This window comes from Mesorhizobium sp. B3-1-9 (genome assembly GCF_006439595.1).
Taxonomy (GTDB): domain Bacteria; phylum Pseudomonadota; class Alphaproteobacteria; order Rhizobiales; family Rhizobiaceae; genus Mesorhizobium.
Map to the genome: position 1 here is coordinate 171,168 of NZ_VFTJ01000008.1, position 18,592 is coordinate 189,759.

15 protein-coding genes are annotated in these 18,592 nt (G+C 63.2%); 1 reads left to right on the forward strand and 14 read right to left on the reverse strand.

All coding sequences use genetic code 11. The annotated features are described in order from the left end of the window. Nucleotides 1-3: 3 nt before the first annotated feature. The 9 genes from FJW07_RS16925 to FJW07_RS16965 all read right to left on the reverse strand — a co-directional run bounded on the left by FJW07_RS16925 (nucleotide 4) and on the right by FJW07_RS16965 (nucleotide 12,139). Nucleotides 4-1,521 (reverse strand): sugar ABC transporter ATP-binding protein, encoded by a 1,518-nt coding sequence (locus tag FJW07_RS16925; protein WP_140857689.1) that lies wholly within the window; start codon nucleotides 1,519-1,521, stop codon nucleotides 4-6. Then, nucleotides 1,518-2,633: an SMP-30/gluconolactonase/LRE family protein gene (locus FJW07_RS16930; protein ID WP_140857691.1), complete on the reverse strand. Its 1,116-nt coding sequence runs from the start codon at nucleotides 2,631-2,633 to the stop codon at nucleotides 1,518-1,520. Before FJW07_RS16930 ends, FJW07_RS16925 begins: the two co-directional genes overlap by 4 nt. A gap of 28 nt (nucleotides 2,634-2,661) precedes the next feature. Beyond that, nucleotides 2,662-4,794, reverse strand: a complete 2,133-nt coding sequence (locus tag FJW07_RS16935) for an SMP-30/gluconolactonase/LRE family protein (protein WP_246680782.1) — start codon at nucleotides 4,792-4,794, stop codon at nucleotides 2,662-2,664. 67 nt (nucleotides 4,795-4,861) lie between these two features. Beyond that, a complete protein-coding gene (locus tag FJW07_RS16940; RefSeq protein ID WP_140652768.1) occupies nucleotides 4,862-5,890 on the reverse strand; it encodes a sugar ABC transporter substrate-binding protein in 1,029 nt (342 codons plus the stop codon). A gap of 59 nt (nucleotides 5,891-5,949) precedes the next feature. Further along, nucleotides 5,950-6,984, reverse strand: a complete 1,035-nt coding sequence (locus FJW07_RS16945) for an ABC transporter permease (RefSeq protein ID WP_140652766.1) — start codon at nucleotides 6,982-6,984, stop codon at nucleotides 5,950-5,952. 39 nt (nucleotides 6,985-7,023) lie between these two features. Then, entirely contained in the window at nucleotides 7,024-8,346 is a 1,323-nt protein-coding gene (locus FJW07_RS16950) for a pyruvate dehydrogenase complex dihydrolipoamide acetyltransferase (protein ID WP_140857693.1), read from the reverse strand. Nucleotides 8,347-8,378: 32 nt separating this feature from the next. After that, the gene (locus tag FJW07_RS16955; RefSeq protein WP_246680783.1) at nucleotides 8,379-10,487 is read right to left on the reverse strand and encodes a dehydrogenase E1 component subunit alpha/beta; all 2,109 of its coding nucleotides are present in this window, start codon (nucleotides 10,485-10,487) and stop codon (nucleotides 8,379-8,381) included. Nucleotides 10,488-10,900: 413 nt separating this feature from the next. After that, the gene (locus FJW07_RS16960; RefSeq protein WP_140652762.1) at nucleotides 10,901-11,350 is read right to left on the reverse strand and encodes a VOC family protein; all 450 of its coding nucleotides are present in this window, start codon (nucleotides 11,348-11,350) and stop codon (nucleotides 10,901-10,903) included. 39 nt (nucleotides 11,351-11,389) lie between these two features. After that, nucleotides 11,390-12,139 carry an SDR family NAD(P)-dependent oxidoreductase gene (locus FJW07_RS16965; protein ID WP_140652761.1) on the reverse strand — a complete coding sequence of 250 codons (750 nt, stop codon included), beginning with the start codon at nucleotides 12,137-12,139 and terminating at the stop codon, nucleotides 11,390-11,392. 171 nt (nucleotides 12,140-12,310) lie between these two features. Between FJW07_RS16965 and FJW07_RS16970 the strand changes: the two genes are divergently transcribed. After that, complete coding sequence (locus FJW07_RS16970; RefSeq protein WP_140857695.1) at nucleotides 12,311-13,267, forward strand: LysR family transcriptional regulator; 957 nt, start codon at nucleotides 12,311-12,313, stop codon at nucleotides 13,265-13,267. A 311-nt stretch (nucleotides 13,268-13,578) separates the two neighbouring features. Here the strand turns inward: FJW07_RS16970 and FJW07_RS16975 are convergent, their stop codons facing one another. The 5 genes from FJW07_RS16975 to FJW07_RS16995 are packed head-to-tail and all read right to left on the reverse strand — an operon-like array spanning nucleotide 13,579 to nucleotide 18,521. After that, nucleotides 13,579-14,409: an SDR family oxidoreductase gene (locus FJW07_RS16975; protein WP_140784309.1), complete on the reverse strand. Its 831-nt coding sequence runs from the start codon at nucleotides 14,407-14,409 to the stop codon at nucleotides 13,579-13,581. Beyond that, nucleotides 14,406-15,308 carry an SMP-30/gluconolactonase/LRE family protein gene (locus FJW07_RS16980; RefSeq protein ID WP_140857697.1) on the reverse strand — a complete coding sequence of 301 codons (903 nt, stop codon included), beginning with the start codon at nucleotides 15,306-15,308 and terminating at the stop codon, nucleotides 14,406-14,408. The genes FJW07_RS16975 and FJW07_RS16980 overlap by 4 nt, the downstream gene beginning before the upstream one ends. Beyond that, nucleotides 15,305-16,138 (reverse strand): carbohydrate ABC transporter permease, encoded by an 834-nt coding sequence (locus tag FJW07_RS16985; protein ID WP_140640440.1) that lies wholly within the window; start codon nucleotides 16,136-16,138, stop codon nucleotides 15,305-15,307. Before FJW07_RS16985 ends, FJW07_RS16980 begins: the two co-directional genes overlap by 4 nt. Then, on the reverse strand, nucleotides 16,135-17,052 hold the full coding sequence (locus FJW07_RS16990) for a sugar ABC transporter permease (protein ID WP_140710464.1): 918 nt from the start codon (nucleotides 17,050-17,052) through the stop codon (nucleotides 16,135-16,137). The genes FJW07_RS16985 and FJW07_RS16990 overlap by 4 nt, the downstream gene beginning before the upstream one ends. A 32-nt stretch (nucleotides 17,053-17,084) precedes the next feature. Then, entirely contained in the window at nucleotides 17,085-18,521 is a 1,437-nt protein-coding gene (locus FJW07_RS16995) for an extracellular solute-binding protein (protein ID WP_140652753.1), read from the reverse strand. Between the last annotated feature and the right edge of the window lie 71 nt (nucleotides 18,522-18,592).

The window sequence follows — 18,592 nt, forward strand, 5'->3', positions numbered from 1 at the left end:
GCCTCAATGGATCGCCGCATACATGATCTTTTCTTCCGTCGCCTCGGCCGAGGAGAATTCCTCGACGATGCGGCCCTGGCGGGCCACCAGGATGCGGTCGGAAAGGCTGAGTATTTCGGGCAGGTAGGAGGAGATGACCACCACCGCGATACCTTGTGCCGCCAGCGAGCGGATGAAGTCGTGGATCTCCTGGATTGCGCCGACGTCGACGCCGCGTGTCGGCTCGTCGAAGAACACGACCTTTGGGTTCTGCACCAGCGACTTCGCCACGACCACCTTCTGCTGGTTGCCGCCCGACAGTTCGATGATCTTGGCGCGGCTGTTGATGGCCCGGACCTTCATGCGCTGCACCCATTCGTTGCCGACGCGGGACTGCTCCTTGCGCGACAAAAATACGGTTCGGCCTTCCGGCGTGGAGATGCGCCCGAGATAGATGTTCTCATCGATGCGCATGGTCTCGAAGAAGCCGTTCAGCTTGCGGTCCTCGGTGATGTAGACGATGCCGTCGGCGACAGCCTGGCGCGGTATGCGATAGCGGATCGGCTTGCCGTTCAGGTAGATCATGCCGCCATAGATGAAATTGCGCTTCAGGACACCGCTGACGACCTTGGCGATCTCGGTGCGCCCCGAGCCGATCAAGCCGGAGATGCCGGTGATCTCGCCGGCATAGACCGAGAACGACATGTTGCGGACCATCTTGCCCATGATGACGTTCTGGACCGACAGCACCTTCTTCTTGCGGGTGCCATGCGCCCGCGGCTTGCGGGCATCGGCATAGTAGGTCTGCGACAGGTCTCGTCCGACCATGTGCTTGACCAGGATTTCGCGGCTGAGTTCGGTCGTCGGGCCGGAATGGACGCGCTCGCCGTCGCGCAGCACGGTGACCCGATCGGTCAGTTCCAGTGCCTCTTCCAGCGCGTGCGAGATGAAGATGATGGCAACCCCTTCCGCCTTGAGCCGGCGGATCAGATCGAAGAAATGCAGCTTCTCCTCGGGCGTCAGTGTCGCGGTCGGCTCGTCGAAGATGATCAGGCGCGCCCGGTGATGCACGGCACGCGCGATCTCGACCATCTGCTTCTGTGCCGCGCCCAGCGTGGACACCATGGCGGTCGGGTCGACATGGAAATTCATCGACTGAAGCAGTTGCTGAGCAGCGATGTACATGCCGCGCAGGCGGGTCATATATTTCTCCCGGCCGAGGATGATGTTTTGCGCCACCGTCATGGTCGGGATCAGGCTGGTCTCCTGGTAAACCATGACGATGCCGGCGCGCAGCGCGTCCGCCGGCGTGGCGAAGGATTGTTTCTGGCCGTCGAGCAGGATGTCGCCGGACGACAGCGAGATTGCTCCTGCCAGCGCCTTGCACAGCGTCGACTTGCCGGCGCCGTTCTCGCCGACAAGTCCATGGATCTCGCCCCGGCCTATATCGAAGTCGACGCCGCTGATGGCCCGCGCCCCGCCGTAAACCTTGGTTCCCTTGAGAACACGCAGCATCGGCTCTTCGCAGTTCTCCGTGGTCATTGCGTCAGCCTCGCGGTCACCTGCATGATCTTGCTATTGCCCTTGGACGCGACGAACACCTCGGGCCCGTTGGTCGCCACGCCGGTGATACCATGACACGTCCCGCCGACGCGGCTGTGCAGGCTGGATTCCGGCTCGAGCTCATCGTCGAGGAAGATGATCAATCCATAAGAGCGCGGCGGCGCCCACGCCTTAAGGCTGCCGTGTTTCTTCAGCCCACCGCCCTGGACCGGTTCCAGGTAGTGCCCCTCCGATCGCAACGCTGGCGCGATCCAGAATGCCGGCTCGATCCGCTCGATCATCTTGCGCCGGTAGGAATCCTCGGTCAGCACGAAATCGACCAATTGCGTGCGCAAGGCGAACATGGTGAGGCAGTAGCCGGTCCCATAAGGAACGATCCGGGCAGGATAGCCGGGCAGGTTCTGCTGCACCGCCACCGGACGATGCTTCGCGGCGGCTGGCCCCAGAGGCAGTCTGAGCAGGTCATGCGTCCAGGCTTCGGATACGATCAGCGAGGAGCCGTCGAGCGCCACGCATATCCCGTTCGGGTAGCCGAGCCCGGCGGCGATCACGTCGACCTGCCCGCCGCCGGCGCCGATCCGCAACACGCGGCCGGATCGACGCTTCTGCATGAGGTCATAGGCCCAGCGGTCAGGCGTGTTGTCGCGCGAACCGTCACAGACGTAGATGTCACCCTCGGGGCCAACGACAAGCGCCGTCGGGCACTTCAACCCCCCCTGGCCCTCGATGCCCAGCATGCGGCCTTCGTCCGGCCCACCGACCAGGGCAATGCCCCGCCCGGCCACGCATACCGCCACGCCGCCCGCCGGATGGGCGGCGACCCCGGTAGCCCGTCCGTCGAACTCGGCGACCACGGTCGGATCGGAGAAATCAGCATTGTTGAAGCGATAGACGCTGCGGCCCGCGGTCACATAAGCGCTGCCATCCGTCGCCACGGCGATGTCGTCGGGTTCGGTGATGGCGGTGCTGAGCACCGGGCATTCCTCCAGCGCCGAGTTCGGCCGCATCGGACCGTCCAGCACCGGGTTGGCGCGGCGGTCCCGGTTGCGGAACAGAAGCTCTTTCAGAATGTCAACGACCACGCTGCTCATCGGGGTTCTCCGTGTGCCTCGGTTGCGCTCATGGCCGCTTGCCCCAGTAGGAAGCCGGACCGTTCCAGCCCTCGTCGACCCCGCTCAGCCTGACGCGGCCGATACGGTCATTGGAAAGCCCGCCGATATAGAGGTAGCCGCGCTCCTCGCGCATCGAAGTGACCGACGGATGGGATTTGCCGCCGATGTCGCCCAGTGTTTCGAGGATGGTGCCGTGCTCGTCGAACTTCACCACGCAGCCATTGTTGATGTTGGGATAGAGCCATTCGTCGTTGGGAATGCGCTTGATCATGCGGGTCCGGAAACCCGGATCCTCCATGGCAAGGTCGTAGGCCGGCGTGCGCAGCCCAACGAGCGCCAGCCAGTAGCAGCCATCGGAGGCGCGGTTGATGTTGTCGGGCATGCCGGGCAGGTCGGCGATCAATGTCTCCAGTTTGCCGGCCTTGGGGCCGGCTATCCAGTAGCGCTCGATGCGGCATGCCCATGTCAGCGCGAAAAGCACCGACTGACCGTCATGGGCGACGCAGACGCCGTTCGGGAAAATCTGGTTTTGCAGCAGCGTCCTGGTTTTCCTGGTTGCGGGGTCGTAGACGATGATGCGGCCGTTGCCGCGTCCCTCCAGCGCGTCGGTGGCCCAGGTGTGGGCTGTGTAGCGCAGCGTCGCCTCGCTGAAATAGATCTTGCCGTCCGGCGCGATGTCGAGGTCGTCGGCCAGCACCAGGCGGGAGTCGTCGATTACCTTGCCGAAGGTACGCGTCGTCTCATCGGTCAGCTTGTAGACTGAACGGTCCGGACGCACGCCATAGACGCCCATGCCGGCCACGCAGATGATCAGGTTCCCGTCGCGGTCGAAGGCCATGCCGAGCGGTCGGCCGCCGGTGCGGGCGAAAACCTCCTGCGTCTGCAGGTCCTTGCCGCTGAACCGCCAGATGAACCCTTCTCGCGTGCCGCAGTAGAGCTTGCCCTCCCTGTCGAAGATCACGTCTTCCGGTCCGTCGAGCTTGCCCAGGCCGATCGCCTCGGCGTCGCGCAGCCGGTTGTTGAGCGCATAGGGCGAACTGCTCTCTGGCGCGATGTCATGGCGCTTGCCGAGCTTGAAATAGGTGGGCACGACATAGATCTTCTCGATCGCCTTGTTGCGGTTGCGCGCCCATTTGACGTCAATGCCGACGGCAAGCAGCATCATGAAGCCGAGGAAGGCGGAGGTGGCGCCGCCGACCAGGCCAAAGCGCACTAGGCCGTTGATCAGAACGAGGACGATCGTGGCGCCGATCAGCGACTGCCCGATCGACCCCTTGCCGCCTGAGAGATTGACACCGCCCAGCACCACCGCCGTCAGCGCCAGCACCTCCATGCCGACGCCGGTATCCGAACTCGGACTGTTGAGACGCGCCGCGTAGAAGACGCCGCCAAGGGCGGTCAGCACGCCGGAGATCACATAAGTCAGGAACAGATGCCGCTCCACCGGTATGCCGGCGTGCCGGGCTGCCTTGCGGTTGGCGCCGATGGCGGCGATGTACCAACCGGGCCGTCCACGGCTGAGGAAGATATGGCCAACGATGGCGACCAGCGCCAGGATCAGGATGTTGGCAGGAATGCCGAGCACGCTGCCGCCGCCCAGCCAGTCCCAGATGCGGCTGTCGCCCATCGAAATCGCCATCTCGACGGAATAGCGCAGGATCAGCAGGTTAAGGATGGCGCGGAAGATCAGCATGGTGACGAGCGTCGTCAGGAAGGCGCCGAGGCCTACATAGCCGATCAGGATACCGTTGACAGCGCCCATCAGCGCGCCGGCCATCAGCGTCATCAGGATGGAGACCGGCGCGGACACTTCGTACATGTTGAACAGCATCAGGGCGATGAAGTTGGCCATGGCGAAGATTGAGCCGACCGAAAGGTCGATGCCGCCGGAGACGATGACGACAGCGATCGCGATCGCGACGAAGCCGAATTCACCGAATTGGCGGCCGGTGGAAACGATGTTGCCCACCGTCAGATAGCCGGGGATGAGGAACGCGAACGCCAGCACCACGAGCACGGCGGCGGTGAAAGGCACCACCGGCTCCATCCAGCGCTTCTGCAACAGCTCGGCGATGAATTGCTGGAACGACCATTTGTAACGGAGACGGATCAACGTCTCCCTGAAGCTGGTGTCGGCCACCCGATCCCTCCTCCCTTGGATCCTTCGGGCGGCCCGTCGGGGCCGCCCGTGTCATTATCGCGAGCGGTCAGCTCTTCTTGGGAATATCGGTGCAACGCGCCTGGTCGACATTGTCCTTGGTCACCCAGAAATAGGACGAGAACGACGCGACGCTGTGCGAGCCCGGAGGTTCACCGGCCATCAACAGGTTCTTCGCCATGACCATGACCTCGCGGCCCTGGTTCCAGGCGTCCCAATCCATGTAGCGATCGATCAGTCCGGCGCGCACCGCGTCACAGCCTTCCTTGTAGCCGCCGCCGTTCGAGTAGACGATCACCTTGCCGCTGAGGCCGGCCTTCTTGACAGCCTGCGCGCCGCCGATCGTCATGACGTCGTAAGGACCGAAGATCGCGCATACGTCCGGGTGCTGCTGCAGCACCGCGGTGGTGATGTCATAGGCCTTGGTGGCGTCCCAGTTGGTCGCCTGGCTGGACACGACCTGGATCGCCGGATCCCTGCCGAATTCCTTCATCAGCGCATTGGTCATGTAGACGTTCTGCGCCGATGTCAGCTCGCCCTGCAGGATGACGACCTTGCCGGACTTGCCGCTGCCGGTGCCGCATTGCTTGACGATATCCTTGCCGGTCACCTCGGCCTGCTCGATCCAGTCGCCGCCGACATAGCCGTCGCTCAGCGTGTTCGACATCATCGAAAGCTGAATGACGTAGATGCCTGCTTCCTGCGCCTGCTTGATCTGCTTGACGAGGAGCTGGACATTCGGGTTCTGGACGATGATCACGTCCGGCTTGTCGGCGATTGCGCCCTCGAAAGCCTGGGCCAGCGCCGTGCTGTTCCACGCCGGATCCTTGACCGAGTACTTCATGTTGCTGCGCTCGGCCTCGGTGCGGATGACATATTCCCAGGTATCCATCAGCGGCGCGCCCAGGGTCATCGGCAGGAAAGCGATGGTCTTGCCTTCGATCGCCTTGGTGTATTGCTCCTTCAACTGGACGCCGCCGTCGGCGGCATTCGCCGGCACGGCAGCGATGCCGAGCATGGCGGTGAACATTAGCGCAATCGGCTTCGATAGCCGCCTGCATTTACTCATCAACGTCATCTTTTCCTCCCGGGATGATGCGCCTTGATTGTTGAATCGTGTCGAGGAAGGCGTCGCCTCTACAGATCTCCCTGCCTGGCCGTCTCCTCGTCGCGAGGATGCAGCTTGCGATCGAGTGTAATAGCGCCGAGAAGCACCACGCTCTTGACGATGTTCTGGACGTCGCCCTGGACGTCCAGCAGGATCATGGCATTCAGCAGCGTGCCGATGAGCGCCGTTCCGGCGAGAACGCTGGCAATGGAGCCGCGACCGCCGCTGAGGCTCACTCCGCCCAGCACGACGATCAGCAGCACGTCGAAGATCAGGCTGGAGCTGAACACGTTGGTGTTGATCGAGGCGACCGAACCCGCGGTGACTAGCCCGGCCAGAAACGCGACCGCGGCCGAAAAGGCATATTGGCCGATGGTCAGCACGCGCACCGAGACGCCGGTCAACCTTGCCGCTTCGGCGTTGTCGCCGAACGCATAGACGAAACGGCCGGCCGAGGTGCGCGACAGGATGAAATGTCCGATCAGCGCGACAACCGCGAAGATCGCCAGCGGCACCGGGATGCCCAGCACTTCCCCCTGTCCGAGCGCGAGCAGGAACGGCTGATTGTCGGGCGCGTAGGTGATGATGCCGTCGAGCATCAGCCATCGCCCGACGCCATAGACCAGGGTTCCCGACGCCAGCGTGGTGAACAAAGCTGGAATGCCGATGATGGAGATGGCGAACCCATTGAAGGCGCCGATCGCGACCGCCAGTCCCAGGCCCATGGTGATACCCGCGGCAAGCCCGTAGCCCAGTCCGATCAGCTTCAGCGACCAGGCGGCGCAGATTGCCAGCACCGCAACCTGCGACAGATCGAGGCCACGCCCGATCACGACCACCGTCATGCCGACGCCGAGGATGCCCAAAACCGAGACGCTGCGGGCCAGAGTGGAGATGTTCGGAAGGGTCGCGAAGCCATTGACGAAAAGCGCGCACGCCGCGAAGATCACGATCGTGGTGGCGAAGACCAGCGTTTCCTGGCTCAGATTGCTGAGGCTGGACTTGCCCTCGATCTTCTTCACAGCAGCGGCTCCCCTGTCCTTTATCGCAACTGCGTCTGCCATCGGCCCTGTCCCCGTCAAGCGTCCAATACCTGTCGATCCCTAAACCAGCATCGTCATCGGTTGCTCTATCAGCGCCTTGAACGCCGACAGCAACTCGGCGCCAGTCACGCCGTCGATCGCCCTGTGATCGACCGAGAGCGTGACCGTCATCAGGGTTCGCACCTCGGGCTTGCCGTTCCTTGCGACCACCCGCTCCTCACCCGCGCCTACCGCGAGGATCGATGCCTGCGGCGGATTGATGATGGCAGCGAAGTCACGCACGCCATACATCCCAAGATTGGAAACGCTGGCGGTGCCGCCCTGATATTCATCCGGCCGGAGCGAGCGCGTTCTGGCGCGCGCCGCGAGTTCCTTTATCTCATTCGATATAACCGCAAGCGTTTTTGTCTCGGCCTTGCGAACGATCGGCGTCATCAGTCCACCGGGAATGGCGACCGCGACGCCGATGTCGGCATGGCGGTGGCGCAGCAATGCGCCTTCCGTGAATGAGACGTTGGCGTCGGGCACCCGATGGAGGACCAGCGCCAGCGCCCTGATCACGAAGTCATTGACCGAAAGCTTGTAGCCACGCGCACCGTCCCGGTGCGTCGGCGCAGCGTCGTTGAACTGCTGGCGCAGGGCCATAAGGGCATCGATCTCGCAATCGGCCGTCAGGTAGAAATGCGGGACGGTGCGCTTGGCCTCCGACAGCCGGCGCGCGATGGTCAGCCGCATTGAATCGTGCGCGACTTCCTCGAAGCTGCCGGGGTCGAACAGGGTCTTTAACCGCGCATCTGCTTCGGCCGGCGCCTGGGCCGGGATTGCATCGGACGGCGCGGCTGGAATGTCGGCCACTGCCGGCTTTCCCGATGCCTCAGTCTTGGCGTTCGCCGCGCGGGCTTCGATTGCCTGCCTGGCGTCGCGCTCGACGATCCGTCCATGAGGGCCGGTGCCCGTGACGTCCGCGGCCTCGATACCTGCTTCGGCCATGAGTCTGCGAGCGATCGGCGAAGCAAAGACGCGGCCGTCGTCCTGGCCGTTGGGAGCGCTCGTAGCAGGAGGCGCTTCGGGCAGGACCGTCGGCAATGACGACTCGGCCGGAGCCGCCACAGCGGCCGCAGGTGCCGGCGCAGCGGTCTCGCCTTCGGCGGCGAGCGCGCCGATCGTCTGGTTGATCGGAACGTCGATCGACCCGGCTGGAACGGTGATGCTGATCAACACACCGTCGACCGCGGCCTCCACCTCCATGGTCGCCTTGTCGGTCTCGATCTCGACCAGGACGTCTCCGGCGCGCACTGGGTCGCCGACTGCCTTCAGCCATTGAACAAGGTTCCCCTTCTCCATGGTGGGCGAAAGCGCCGGCATAAGGATGTCTACGGGCATGGCTGTTCAGGGCCCCAGGTGCCGGTCCGGCTTCAGCGGTAGCAGACGCGGCGGACCGCGTCGGCGATGGCGTTCTGGTTAGGGATGACCGCCCGTTCCAGCTTGTCGTTGTAGGGCATCGGCACCTCCATCGAGCCGAGCCGCTCCACCGGAGCATCCAGCCAGTCGAAGGCTCGCTCGTTGATCTGCGCGGCGATCTCGCCACCCAGGCCGCCGGTACGCCAGGCCTCGTGCACGACAACGCACCGATGCGTCTTCTTCACGCTGCGGATGAAGCAGTCCATGTCCAGCGGCCTGAGCGTGCGCGGGTCGATGACCTCAACGGAGATGTTCTCGCGCGCCAGCATGTCAGCCGCCTGCAACGCACGCTCGACCATGACCTGCGTGGCGATGACGGTGACGTCGGTCCCCTCGCGCTTGATATCGGCCTTGCCGAGCGGAATCTCGTAGGGCGCTTCGGGCACGGGCGCCGTCTGGCCGAGATAGAGCATCTTGTGCTCCAAAAACATCACCGGGTTGTCGTCACGGATCGACGCGATCAACAGGCCCTTCGCGTCGTAGGGGGTCGAGGGCGCCACCACCACGAGGCCAGGCACATGCGCGAACCAGGCCTCCAGCGACTGCGAGTGTTGGGCGGCAAGGCGGATGCCGCCACCCTGCGGCCCGCGGAACACCACCGGCACGGTCGGGGAACCGCCAAGCATGTAGCGCAGCTTGGCCGCCTGGTTGACGATCATGTCCATCATGAATGTGACGAAGTCGAATATCTGGATCTCGGCAATCGGGCGGCGCCCGCAGACGGCCGATCCGACAGCGGCGCCGGCGATGCCCATCTCGGAGATCGGAGTGTTCATCAAGCGGTCCTTGCCGAAGCGCTGGAACAGGCCACGCGTCACGCCGAACGTGCCGCCGATCGGCCCCACATCCTCGCCGATGACGAAGACGCGCTCGTCGCGCTCCATCTCCTGCGCCATCGCCTCCTTGAGCGCCTCCAGATAGGTGAGTTCCCTCGTGCCGGGCGCGGGCTCGACCGCGCCCGCCGATTTGAAAGGAGCGGACACGGCCGGCCCCAGGCTTTCGACATCGGGCTCGGGCGAATTCTTGGCGAACTCGACGGCGCGCTCGATCTCCGCATCCGTCTCGGCGACAAGCGCCGCATATTCGGCATCGGTGAGCGCGCCGCGCTCCTTCATCATCGTAACACAGCGGTTGATGGGGTCCATGGCCTTCCAGCGCTCGACCTCTTCATCTTCGCGGTAGCCGGGCAGGTTGGCACGCATGGAGTGATCGCCGTGGCGATAGGTGATGGCCTCGATCAGGGTCGGCCCCTCGCCGGCGCGAGCTCGCGCGATGGCCTCGTCGACCGCAGCATAGACGGCGACGACATCGTTGCCGTCGATCGTTTCGCCGGGCACGCCGTAGCCGGCAGCGCGCGCCGAGATCGAACCACCGGCGGTCGATTCCAGGAAGGATGTCGACAGGCCGTACTGATTGTTCTCGCACAGGAAGACGATCGGCAGCTTCCAGATCGCCGCCATGTTCAGCGCCTCGTGGAAGATGCCTTCGTTGGCGCCGCCGTCACCGAAGATCGCGACACCGGCATCCGTCGACATGCGCTGCTTGGCAGCCAGCGCAGCGCCAATGCCGAGGCCCATCGAAGCACCGACAATGCCGTTCGCGCCGATGATGTTGAGGCCGATGTCGGCGACATGCATGGATCCGCCGAGACCGCCGCAAATGCCGTCCTTGCGGCCGAGCAGTTCGGCCATCATGCGCGAGACATCGGCGCCCTTGGCGATGCAGTGTCCGTGACCGCGATGATGGGTGGCGATGAAGTCGCTGCGCAGCAACGGGTAGCCCGCCCCCGCGGCGACTGCCTCCTGACCGACGGAGGAATGAGCAGTGCCCTTCACCAATCCACTCTGGAACAATTCGGTGGTGCGCGTCTCGAAGGCGCGGATCACCAGCATCGTCCTGAGCAGCTGCTTCAACTCCGCCGCGTCAAGCCTGGGCGCGTTGCGGGTCGCCAGCCGGTGAGAGGATCCGCCATTGGCAAGGATGGCGCCACCGATCGCGCCGCCGCTGATCTTTGCCGCGCCGCGCGTCGACCGGCCCGCTCGGGCCACACCGGAATTCTTCATCTTGTCCCATCCATTGCCAGCCCCTCCGTCGCGCTGGTCGGCGGCGGAAACATCAAGGTGCCGGCGTGCTGGCGTTCTTCCCTTTTGCATCTCTTTGCAGGATGCCTTGAGCGAAGACTTCCACGATCCCGATCTCAAAACAAACACAAAGTTCCTATGGAAGAAATGCATTTTGGTTATGGGTGGCGACATGGTCAAAAAGCGCGTGCGCTGCCCTGCGGACAGGGCGGCGCACGCGCAGATCGAGAGCCGGTCATACGGCCTATCTCGAGGCCGAATGACTGCTATCTGTCAGAGTGGAGAGAAGATTGCTGACCGACGCAAGCGACCGGACAAAAGCGTAGGCGACCCCCCGGTGAGCGTGGATATCCGACTGGCACCATATGCCGACCGCGGCTCGTGGGCCGAACCGCTTACACCCGTTCGATAAGCTCGACGGTTACCTTGTCGGGGGTCGTCAGGTACGACACGCGCACGCCGGCGTTGGGCCCGCCGCGCTTGTTGACATAAGGCCGCGAGATCGGCACCGCGCCGTAGGGCGCCAGATGGTCTATCACGCCGTCCAGGTCGGTAACGTCGAACGCGATGTGGGCGAAGCCGACGTCGCAGGGCCTCGCCTCGACAGTCCTGCGGTCCGCCGGACCGCTATATTCGATCAGTTCGACCGTATGATCCGGGCGGCACAGATAAGCTATCTCGACCTCGGCTCCGGGGACGCCGGTGATGGTCTGGATCGACGCGGGGTCGCGACCGGCGCGCGAGGTCAACTCGAAGCCCAGCCCATCGCGGAACAGCGCGATCGCCCGGTCAAGGCTTTCGACCGTAAAGCTGGTGTGGTTGGTCGCGCTTATCGCGTGCTGCATGCCCGTATCCCTCCCCCTGCTATTCCTTGCTTGCCCGGCTTAGTAGTCCGTGCGCCCGCCAGACATGTCGAAGATGGCGCCGGTGCTGAAGGAAGCCTCGGGAGAAGCGACATAGGCCACCATGGCCGCGAGTTCCTGTGGCAGGCCGAAACGGCCCATCGGTATCTTGGCGAGCAACGATGCGACATAGTCAGCGGGCCAGCGGTCGAATATCGCCGTCCTGATTGCCGCAGGCGTAATACAGTTGACGGTGACCCTAGTATTGGCCAGCTCACGGCCAAGTGTCTTGGTGAAGCCGATAACGCCGGCCTTGGACGTGGCGTAGGCGCTGATCAACGGACTGGCTTCCTTGCCGGCGACCGAGGCTATGTTGATAATGCGGCCATAGTTCGCCTCGATCATATGCGGAGCAACCGAGCGGCAGCACAGGAAAACGCCAGTCATGTTGACGTCGATGACCCGCTGCCACTCGTCGAGCGACAGGTCCCAGACATTTGCATGGGGTCCCGATATGCCGGCGTTGTTGACCAGGATGGAGATGCCGCCGAAACGCTCCAGCGTGGCGTCCCGCGCCCGGTCGACCAGGCTCTCGGAAACAACGTCGACCACAGCGGTATGGACACGATCGGCGGCCGCGAGCGTCTCGGCGGCGCGCGCTAAGGATTCCGGCTCTCGGTCCCACAGGCTTACATTGGCGCCATCGGCGAGAAGCCGGGTGGCAATGGCCAGCCCAAGCCCCTGCGACCCGCCCGTCACCACGGCGGTCTGCCCATTCAAACGCGCTGCCATGAATCCTCCCCAGGCACACCCCGCCGCTCGTTCGGAATAGTCGTATCCGTGTCGGCGTGCTTGAAAGCCAGTAGTAGCGCGTGCGAGATATCAACACTAAGACAAAAGCCAAATTGCAACCATTAGATTTGGTTATGGCTTGTTCTGCTCGATACGGCAGGGAGGAAACTGATGGACGTCAGGCAGCTCGAATATTTCATGCATGTTGCGAACACGTTGAACATCACACATGCGGCCATGCGGGCGCATGTGTCGCAACCGGCGCTGAGCCGTCAGATCCGGCTCCTGGAACAGGAGCTCGGCACCAAGCTGTTCAAGCGCAAGGCGCGCGGCGTGGTGCTGACCGAGACAGGACAGCGGCTGGTCGATCGGACACGAGTGCTGCTTTCCAACGTCGGCCGCATCAAAAGCGAAATCATGTCGTCCGCCGACGAGCCGGTGGGCACGGTGCGGCTCGCTGCGTCGAACTCCCTCAGCGGTTTGCTCACGTCCCGGGTCGTGGCCCGCTTTCGCCGAACCTATCCGCAGGTCTCGGTGCATGTGACCGAGAACACTTCCATGATCGTGCGCGAATCCATCGCCAATGACGGGGCCGACGTGGCGCTGTTGTCGGATCGCGAATCCTTCACCACGCTGACCAAGATGCCGCTGGTGACCGAGAGCCTGTTGCTGATCGCTCCGCTGGAGGTAGGGCTCGACCTGTCCCGCCCGGTTTCGGCCAAATCCCTGACGGGCCACAACCTCATCCTGACGCCGTTCCCCAACGGATTGCGGCGCGCCGTGGATGAGATCCTGGTCAGGGCCGGCCGCGTCGCCGAACCGAAGCTCGAAGTCGATACCAACTCGTTGATGACCAGCCTGACCAAATATGGAACCGGTTACTGCGTGCTTCCCTATAGCGGCGTCCATGAGCTGCTGGTGCGCAAGGAGGTATCGGCCGCGCCGATCCGCAATGTCCGGTGGGGTTGGGTAACCGCGGTGTCGCGAGAGCGCGCCATGTCGACGGCCACCAAGAAGCTGATAGAAATGATTGCCGAGGAGGCTCAGGTCCTGACGAGCAACGGAACTTGGAAAACCGCAACCCTGGACTTGGCTCAAAACACCGGGAAGCACATCGGACTGGATTGACCGCGCAAACGCAGGCGTCGCAATCGCAACCGGACTTCGATCAAGCCTTAATCACGTGCCGTGTCGTCGGTCACGGGTGGAATCTCGGTCACTGCACATTCAACTTGTCGCTGGGGCGAGAAACTCAATTGCTCGCTCAAGAATTCGTTTTTACGCCGGCCCACAACGAGCCCAAAACGTTTTTGGCCGAGGTCTTCCATCAATTGAATCAAAGATAATGGTAGGCCCGGAGGATGTGTCACGGGTATTGATTTTGCTGGCCTTTTCGTGGGCCAAAGGCATCAATGTTCCCGCATTGCCCGACGCCCGTTTCAGCCAGCAGCGATCCACGGCGGATCGCGGTAGTTGTCCCAGGTCGCGCCGATACCGGCGTCGACAGGGATCGCAGCCCCGGTGATGCCATTGGCGATCGGCGACGCGACAAAAGCGATCGCGGAGGCGATATCGCGCGGCGTCAGCACCCGGCCGAGCGGATGGCGCGCTGCATAGGAGGCAAGTATCTCGTCGCCGTTCGGCAGTGTTGCCAGGCGGCCCGCAAGCAGCGGCGTGTGCGTCACGCTCGGGCACACGCAATTTACTGTTACACCGTCGCGCGCCAGATCGAGCGCGGCGGCGCGGGCCAAATTGAGCAGCGCGCCCTTGGATGTGCAATACGAAAACATGCCGTGCTCTGCCTGCAGGCCGTCCAGGCTGGACAGCAGCACGATCGCGCCTCGCTTGCGCTGTCGCATGCCGCTTGCGGCCTCGCGCGTGACCAGAAACGAGCCACGCACATTGACGGCCATTACCTGCTCGAAATCCTCGACCGAGGTTTCGAACACCGGACCGCCGGCGCCCAGGATCCCGGCACAGGCAACCGCAACGTCGATCTCGCCGAGTTGTTGGCGCGTCGCCGCGAAGGCATCCACAACCGTTTTCTCGTCGCCTGTATCTCCATTGAAGGCAACGGCCTTGCGCCCAATCTTCCGCACAGCCTCGGCCGTGGCATCGGCCGCGCCGGCGGTCCAATCGAGGACCGCGACATCGGCGCCCAGATCGGCGAGCGTCAGCGCCGTCTCGCGGCCGATCCCGGAGCCGCCGCCGGTGACAAACGCAACCTTTCCCTTGTAGGAGAGGCCCGGAAAGGCTTCTCGCGCACTCATGCCTTGGCCTTCATCCCGATCGAGCCCTTGTAGGTCGGAGCGCCGCCGCCAGGAAATGTAAGCCGCCACAATCGCCCCGCATAATTGGGCTCTGCGCTGCTAGCCAGGACGCTGGCGTCCGTTACCCAAAGCGTTTCGCCATCGAAGGCAAGATTGGTCGGACAGCCGCCGGTGCGCACGAAGCCCTTCGGTGTGCCATCGCGCGCCAAAACGTGAAACCCTTCGCCAACGAGGTCGGTAACGAGCAGGGAGCCGTCCTTGGCGATCGCCATGCCGTCGAGAATGGGATTCTTGCCTGGCATCCTGCCGAGATCCTCGATCGTTCCGTCGGTTTTCAGCCGGCGAACATGGCCGGTGTAGGATTCATCCCACACGATCGAGCCGTCGGCCTCGACGACGACCCCGTTCGGAAACGTTGGCGCGGGAAACGCGACCTTCACGCTGGCCCTGCCGTCCTGCGACAGTGCATAGATGTAGCTCGGATCGGGATTGGCCGGATTATAGGTCCCCGGATCGGTCCAGACCAGCGTGCCATCCGGCCCGAAGACCAGATCGTTCGGCCCATTCATCTTGACGCCGTCGACTTCGCTCACCAGGATTTCCGGCTTGCCGCCTGGCCGCACCCGCTGGATCGACGGCAAGGTCATCTCCGCTGCGCGCCACGGGCCGACCGTGCCGCCGTTCTGGCAAACGTAGAGCGCGCCGTCGGAACCCAGCACGCATGAATTCGGCGCGCCGGTCACGTAGGCGAATTGCCTGGCCTTGCCGTCCTCGCCGACGAGGGTCAGCTGGCTGCGGTAGCTCTCAACGAAGACAACGCTGCCGTCCGGCATCACGGTCGGCCCCTCCGGCCAGCCGAGATCCGAAGTCACGAGTTCCGGCTTGAGATCGTAGTTCATTTGACAGCTCCGGCGGTTATTCCGCGCACAATGTAGCGCTGGACGAAGAGCGAGAAGATGAGGATCGGAATGACCGTGACGACACCCACCGTTGCGGCGATGTTCCAGTCGATCGGACGCTGTGCGCTGACCAGCGTCGCGGCGCCGAGCGAGATGGTCTGGAACGCGCGCGAATCAATGACATACAGCGCGACGAGGAACTCGTTCCAGATGAACAGCGCGCCGAACAGCGCCGCCGTGACGAGGCCGGGCCTGACGATCGGCAGCATGACGTACCAGAGCGCGCTGACGCGCGTGCAGCCGTCGATCAGGGCCGCCTCGTCGATCTCGCCTGGGATCTCGTCGAAGAAGCCGATCATGATCCAAACCACAAGCGGCAGCGAGAAGGCGACGTAGGGCAGGATCAGCCCGGGATAGCTGTCCTGTAGGCCCGCGGCCTTGACCATCAGGAAAAGTGGGATCGCAACCGCGATTGGCGGCATGAAACGCATAGATAGAATGGTGCTGGCAAGGCGCTCGCTGTTCTTGAAGCGCAGCCGCGAAAACGCGTAGGCAGCGGGCGTGCCGATGACAAGCGCGATCGCCGTGGCGATGCTGACCACGATCAGCGAGTTCAACGTAAAGCTCAGCATGCCCTGGCTGAACAGCACCTCGTTGTAGTTTTTGGCCGCCTGCACCCAGGTGAACGTCAGCTTCGGCGGCACCTGCGCCAGGATCTCGATGCGTTTCTTGGTCGACAGCACGACGAGATAAAGGAAGGGTGCTGCGCCGACGACCGCAAGCACGATCAGAAACAGATAGGCGATGATCCTGCCGGGCCGGAACTTCATCGTGAATTCCCTGGCCGCAGCTGAACGTATTGCAGCAGGACCGTAGTGCCGACGGCGAGGATGATCAGCATCATATAGGCGACCGCAGCCGCATAGCCGTAGTTCTGGAACTGGAACCCGTTCTGGAACGAAAAGAAACTCAGCGTCGTGGTGCTGCGCGCTGGACCGCCATAGCTCAGCCCGTAGATCAGATCGAAGGAGCGGAAGGCGTCCACCGCGCGGAAGACGGCGGCAAAGACGATCGCCGGCCTCAACATCGGCAAGGTGATGCGGCGGAAGGTAACGACCGGGCCAGCGCCATCGACCTGCGCCGCTTCGAACACCTCCTGCGGCAGGGCTTGCAGTCGGGCGAAGACGATCATGAACACGAACGGCGTCCATTGCCAGCAGTCGACCATGATGACGGTAACCATCGACATGCTGACCGTACCCAGCCAGTCGGGCGGCGTCAGTCCGACCGCTTTGATGGCCCAATCGACAAGTCCCCAGTCGGGATTGAGCAGTGCCCGCCACATGACGCCGACGACGATTGGCGTCATCAGCATCGGCAAGAGCAGGATGCCGCGCACAATCCACGACCCGCGCAGCTGGAGGTTGAAGAACATGGCGAGCGCAACGCCGAGAACCACCTGGATCGCCACCGACAAGGACACCATGACGGCGCTGTTCCAGGCCGCGTTCCAGAACTGCGGATCAACCAGCAATGCGCGATAATTGTCGAGACCGACGAAATTGCCGGTGCCTGTCGCCGCGGTGAGGTCGGTCAGCGACAGGCGCAGGCTGTGGAACAGCGGATAGATGCTGAAGATGACGAGATAGGCGATGCACGGACCGAGGAGCAGCCATACCGACCTCCCCGGCCTGTCGCGCGTGCCGAACACGAATTTCGCCGACGCCGGCGCAGCAATGCTCATCACTCACTTCCAAACCGACGATCGTGAGCCGATCAGGCGAGATGGCCGGCCTTGCGCAGCATGGCCTCCCACTGCGTCTGGACCTTTTCGCAGGCGGTCTTGGCATCCTGCGTGCCGATCAGCGCGGCGTTGAACTCGACATTCATGATGTCGTTCAACTGGAAGAATTCCGGGATCAGCGAGGTTGGAATGATCTCCGCCGTCGACGCCGCTTTCAGCGCGTCCGGCAGATAGGGTAGCTTGGCAACAAGGTCGGGATCGGTGAACGCCGAGGTGCGGCTGGCGTCGATCTGGTACTTCTCGACCTCGAACTTGTTGAACGCCTTGCTGGTCATCCAGGTCAACGCGAGCCAGGCAGCATCCTTCTTGGCCGGATCGATGTTCTTCGGAATGCCCATGCCCCAGCCGCCCTGAATTGCCCGCGCCGTCTCGCCCGGTTTGGCCGGCACTGGACCGGTGCCCGTCTTGTCCGACACCATCGAATTGTCGCCGTTGAGGATCGGACCGGCGATGGTCGACCAAAAGATCATCTGCGCGATCTTGCCGGTGGAAAAGCCGTCGACGTTCTCGGCAAAGCCGTATTTCGTCACGTTTTTCGGCGCGTAGGGCAGAAGATCGATCAGCATTTGCAGCGCGCCGATGCCTTCGGGCGAATTCACGTTCGGTTTGAAGTTCTTTTCCTTCGGGCTGCCGCTCATCAGCTTGCCGCCCGTGGTGATGAAGCGCGTGTACCAGTCGACGGCGGCGAGCGAGAAATCATTGGCGCCGATGAAGGAACAGCCGGCGACATCGTCCTTGTTGAGCTTTATCGCCGCGTCTTTGAACTCGTCCCAGTTCGTGGCCGGCTTCAGGCCCGCCGCCTCGAACAGATCCTTGCGGTAGAAGTAGATGACCGAGCCGGAATGCAGGCCCGGAATGCCATAGATGTCCTTGCCCTTGCCGACGGTCCCGGATGCCATGTCGAAAATACCGACATTGGACATGGCCGGCGGCAGGAAGTCGGCGACGTCCCAGTCCGGAGGGGTCTTCGACGGATCGTCGATGTAGGAATTGAGCTGCTCGTAATAGCCGGCGCCGACCTGCTGGGTGGTCAGGAAACCGAGATATTCGATGAGCTCGAACGAAGAATGGTCGGCCTTCAGGTTCTGCAGCGTCTTTTCGATCAGCGCGCCCAGCGCCGGAGACGTGATCTCCAGCTCCATGCCGGTGTCTTCCTTGAATTTGTCCAACATGTCGCCCAACGCCCGGTGGTCGTTCTCGTCGCCCGTCATCAGGATGCTGAGCTTGGTGCCGGCATGCTTTTTCCAGTCGAAATCGGCGGCGAGCGCCGGGAAGCCGAAATTGGCGAAGGCGCCGGCGATGCCGAGCATCGCGGCGCGCTGCATCAGATCCCGACGCGTGAGGCCGGCCGCGTCGGCATGGCCGGATTTGGCCTTGGCGAGATGCCTGTTATCCAGTTTTCCATCCATGATTCTCTCTCCCCGGTTTTCTCTTCACCGCCGGTTTCATTCATCCGGCTTGACGCAACAGTGCATCCGAA

Coding starts and splice junctions, on each gene's coding strand:
- FJW07_RS16925 (WP_140857689.1), bottom strand. CDS start 1,521: ATGACCACGGAGAACTGCGAAGAGCCGATGCTGCGTGTTCTCAAGGGA.
- FJW07_RS16930 (WP_140857691.1), bottom strand. CDS start 2,633: ATGAGCAGCGTGGTCGTTGACATTCTGAAAGAGCTTCTGTTCCGCAAC.
- FJW07_RS16940 (WP_140652768.1), bottom strand. CDS start 5,890: ATGACGTTGATGAGTAAATGCAGGCGGCTATCGAAGCCGATTGCGCTA.
- FJW07_RS16945 (WP_140652766.1), bottom strand. CDS start 6,984: ATGGCAGACGCAGTTGCGATAAAGGACAGGGGAGCCGCTGCTGTGAAG.
- FJW07_RS16950 (WP_140857693.1), bottom strand. CDS start 8,346: ATGCCCGTAGACATCCTTATGCCGGCGCTTTCGCCCACCATGGAGAAG.
- FJW07_RS16955 (WP_246680783.1), bottom strand. CDS start 10,487: ATGAAGAATTCCGGTGTGGCCCGAGCGGGCCGGTCGACGCGCGGCGCG.
- FJW07_RS16960 (WP_140652762.1), bottom strand. CDS start 11,350: ATGCAGCACGCGATAAGCGCGACCAACCACACCAGCTTTACGGTCGAA.
- FJW07_RS16965 (WP_140652761.1), bottom strand. CDS start 12,139: ATGGCAGCGCGTTTGAATGGGCAGACCGCCGTGGTGACGGGCGGGTCG.
- FJW07_RS16970 (WP_140857695.1), top strand. CDS start 12,311: ATGGACGTCAGGCAGCTCGAATATTTCATGCATGTTGCGAACACGTTG.
- FJW07_RS16975 (WP_140784309.1), bottom strand. CDS start 14,409: ATGAGTGCGCGAGAAGCCTTTCCGGGCCTCTCCTACAAGGGAAAGGTT.
- FJW07_RS16980 (WP_140857697.1), bottom strand. CDS start 15,308: ATGAACTACGATCTCAAGCCGGAACTCGTGACTTCGGATCTCGGCTGG.
- FJW07_RS16985 (WP_140640440.1), bottom strand. CDS start 16,138: ATGAAGTTCCGGCCCGGCAGGATCATCGCCTATCTGTTTCTGATCGTG.
- FJW07_RS16990 (WP_140710464.1), bottom strand. CDS start 17,052: ATGAGCATTGCTGCGCCGGCGTCGGCGAAATTCGTGTTCGGCACGCGC.
- FJW07_RS16995 (WP_140652753.1), bottom strand. CDS start 18,521: ATGGATGGAAAACTGGATAACAGGCATCTCGCCAAGGCCAAATCCGGC.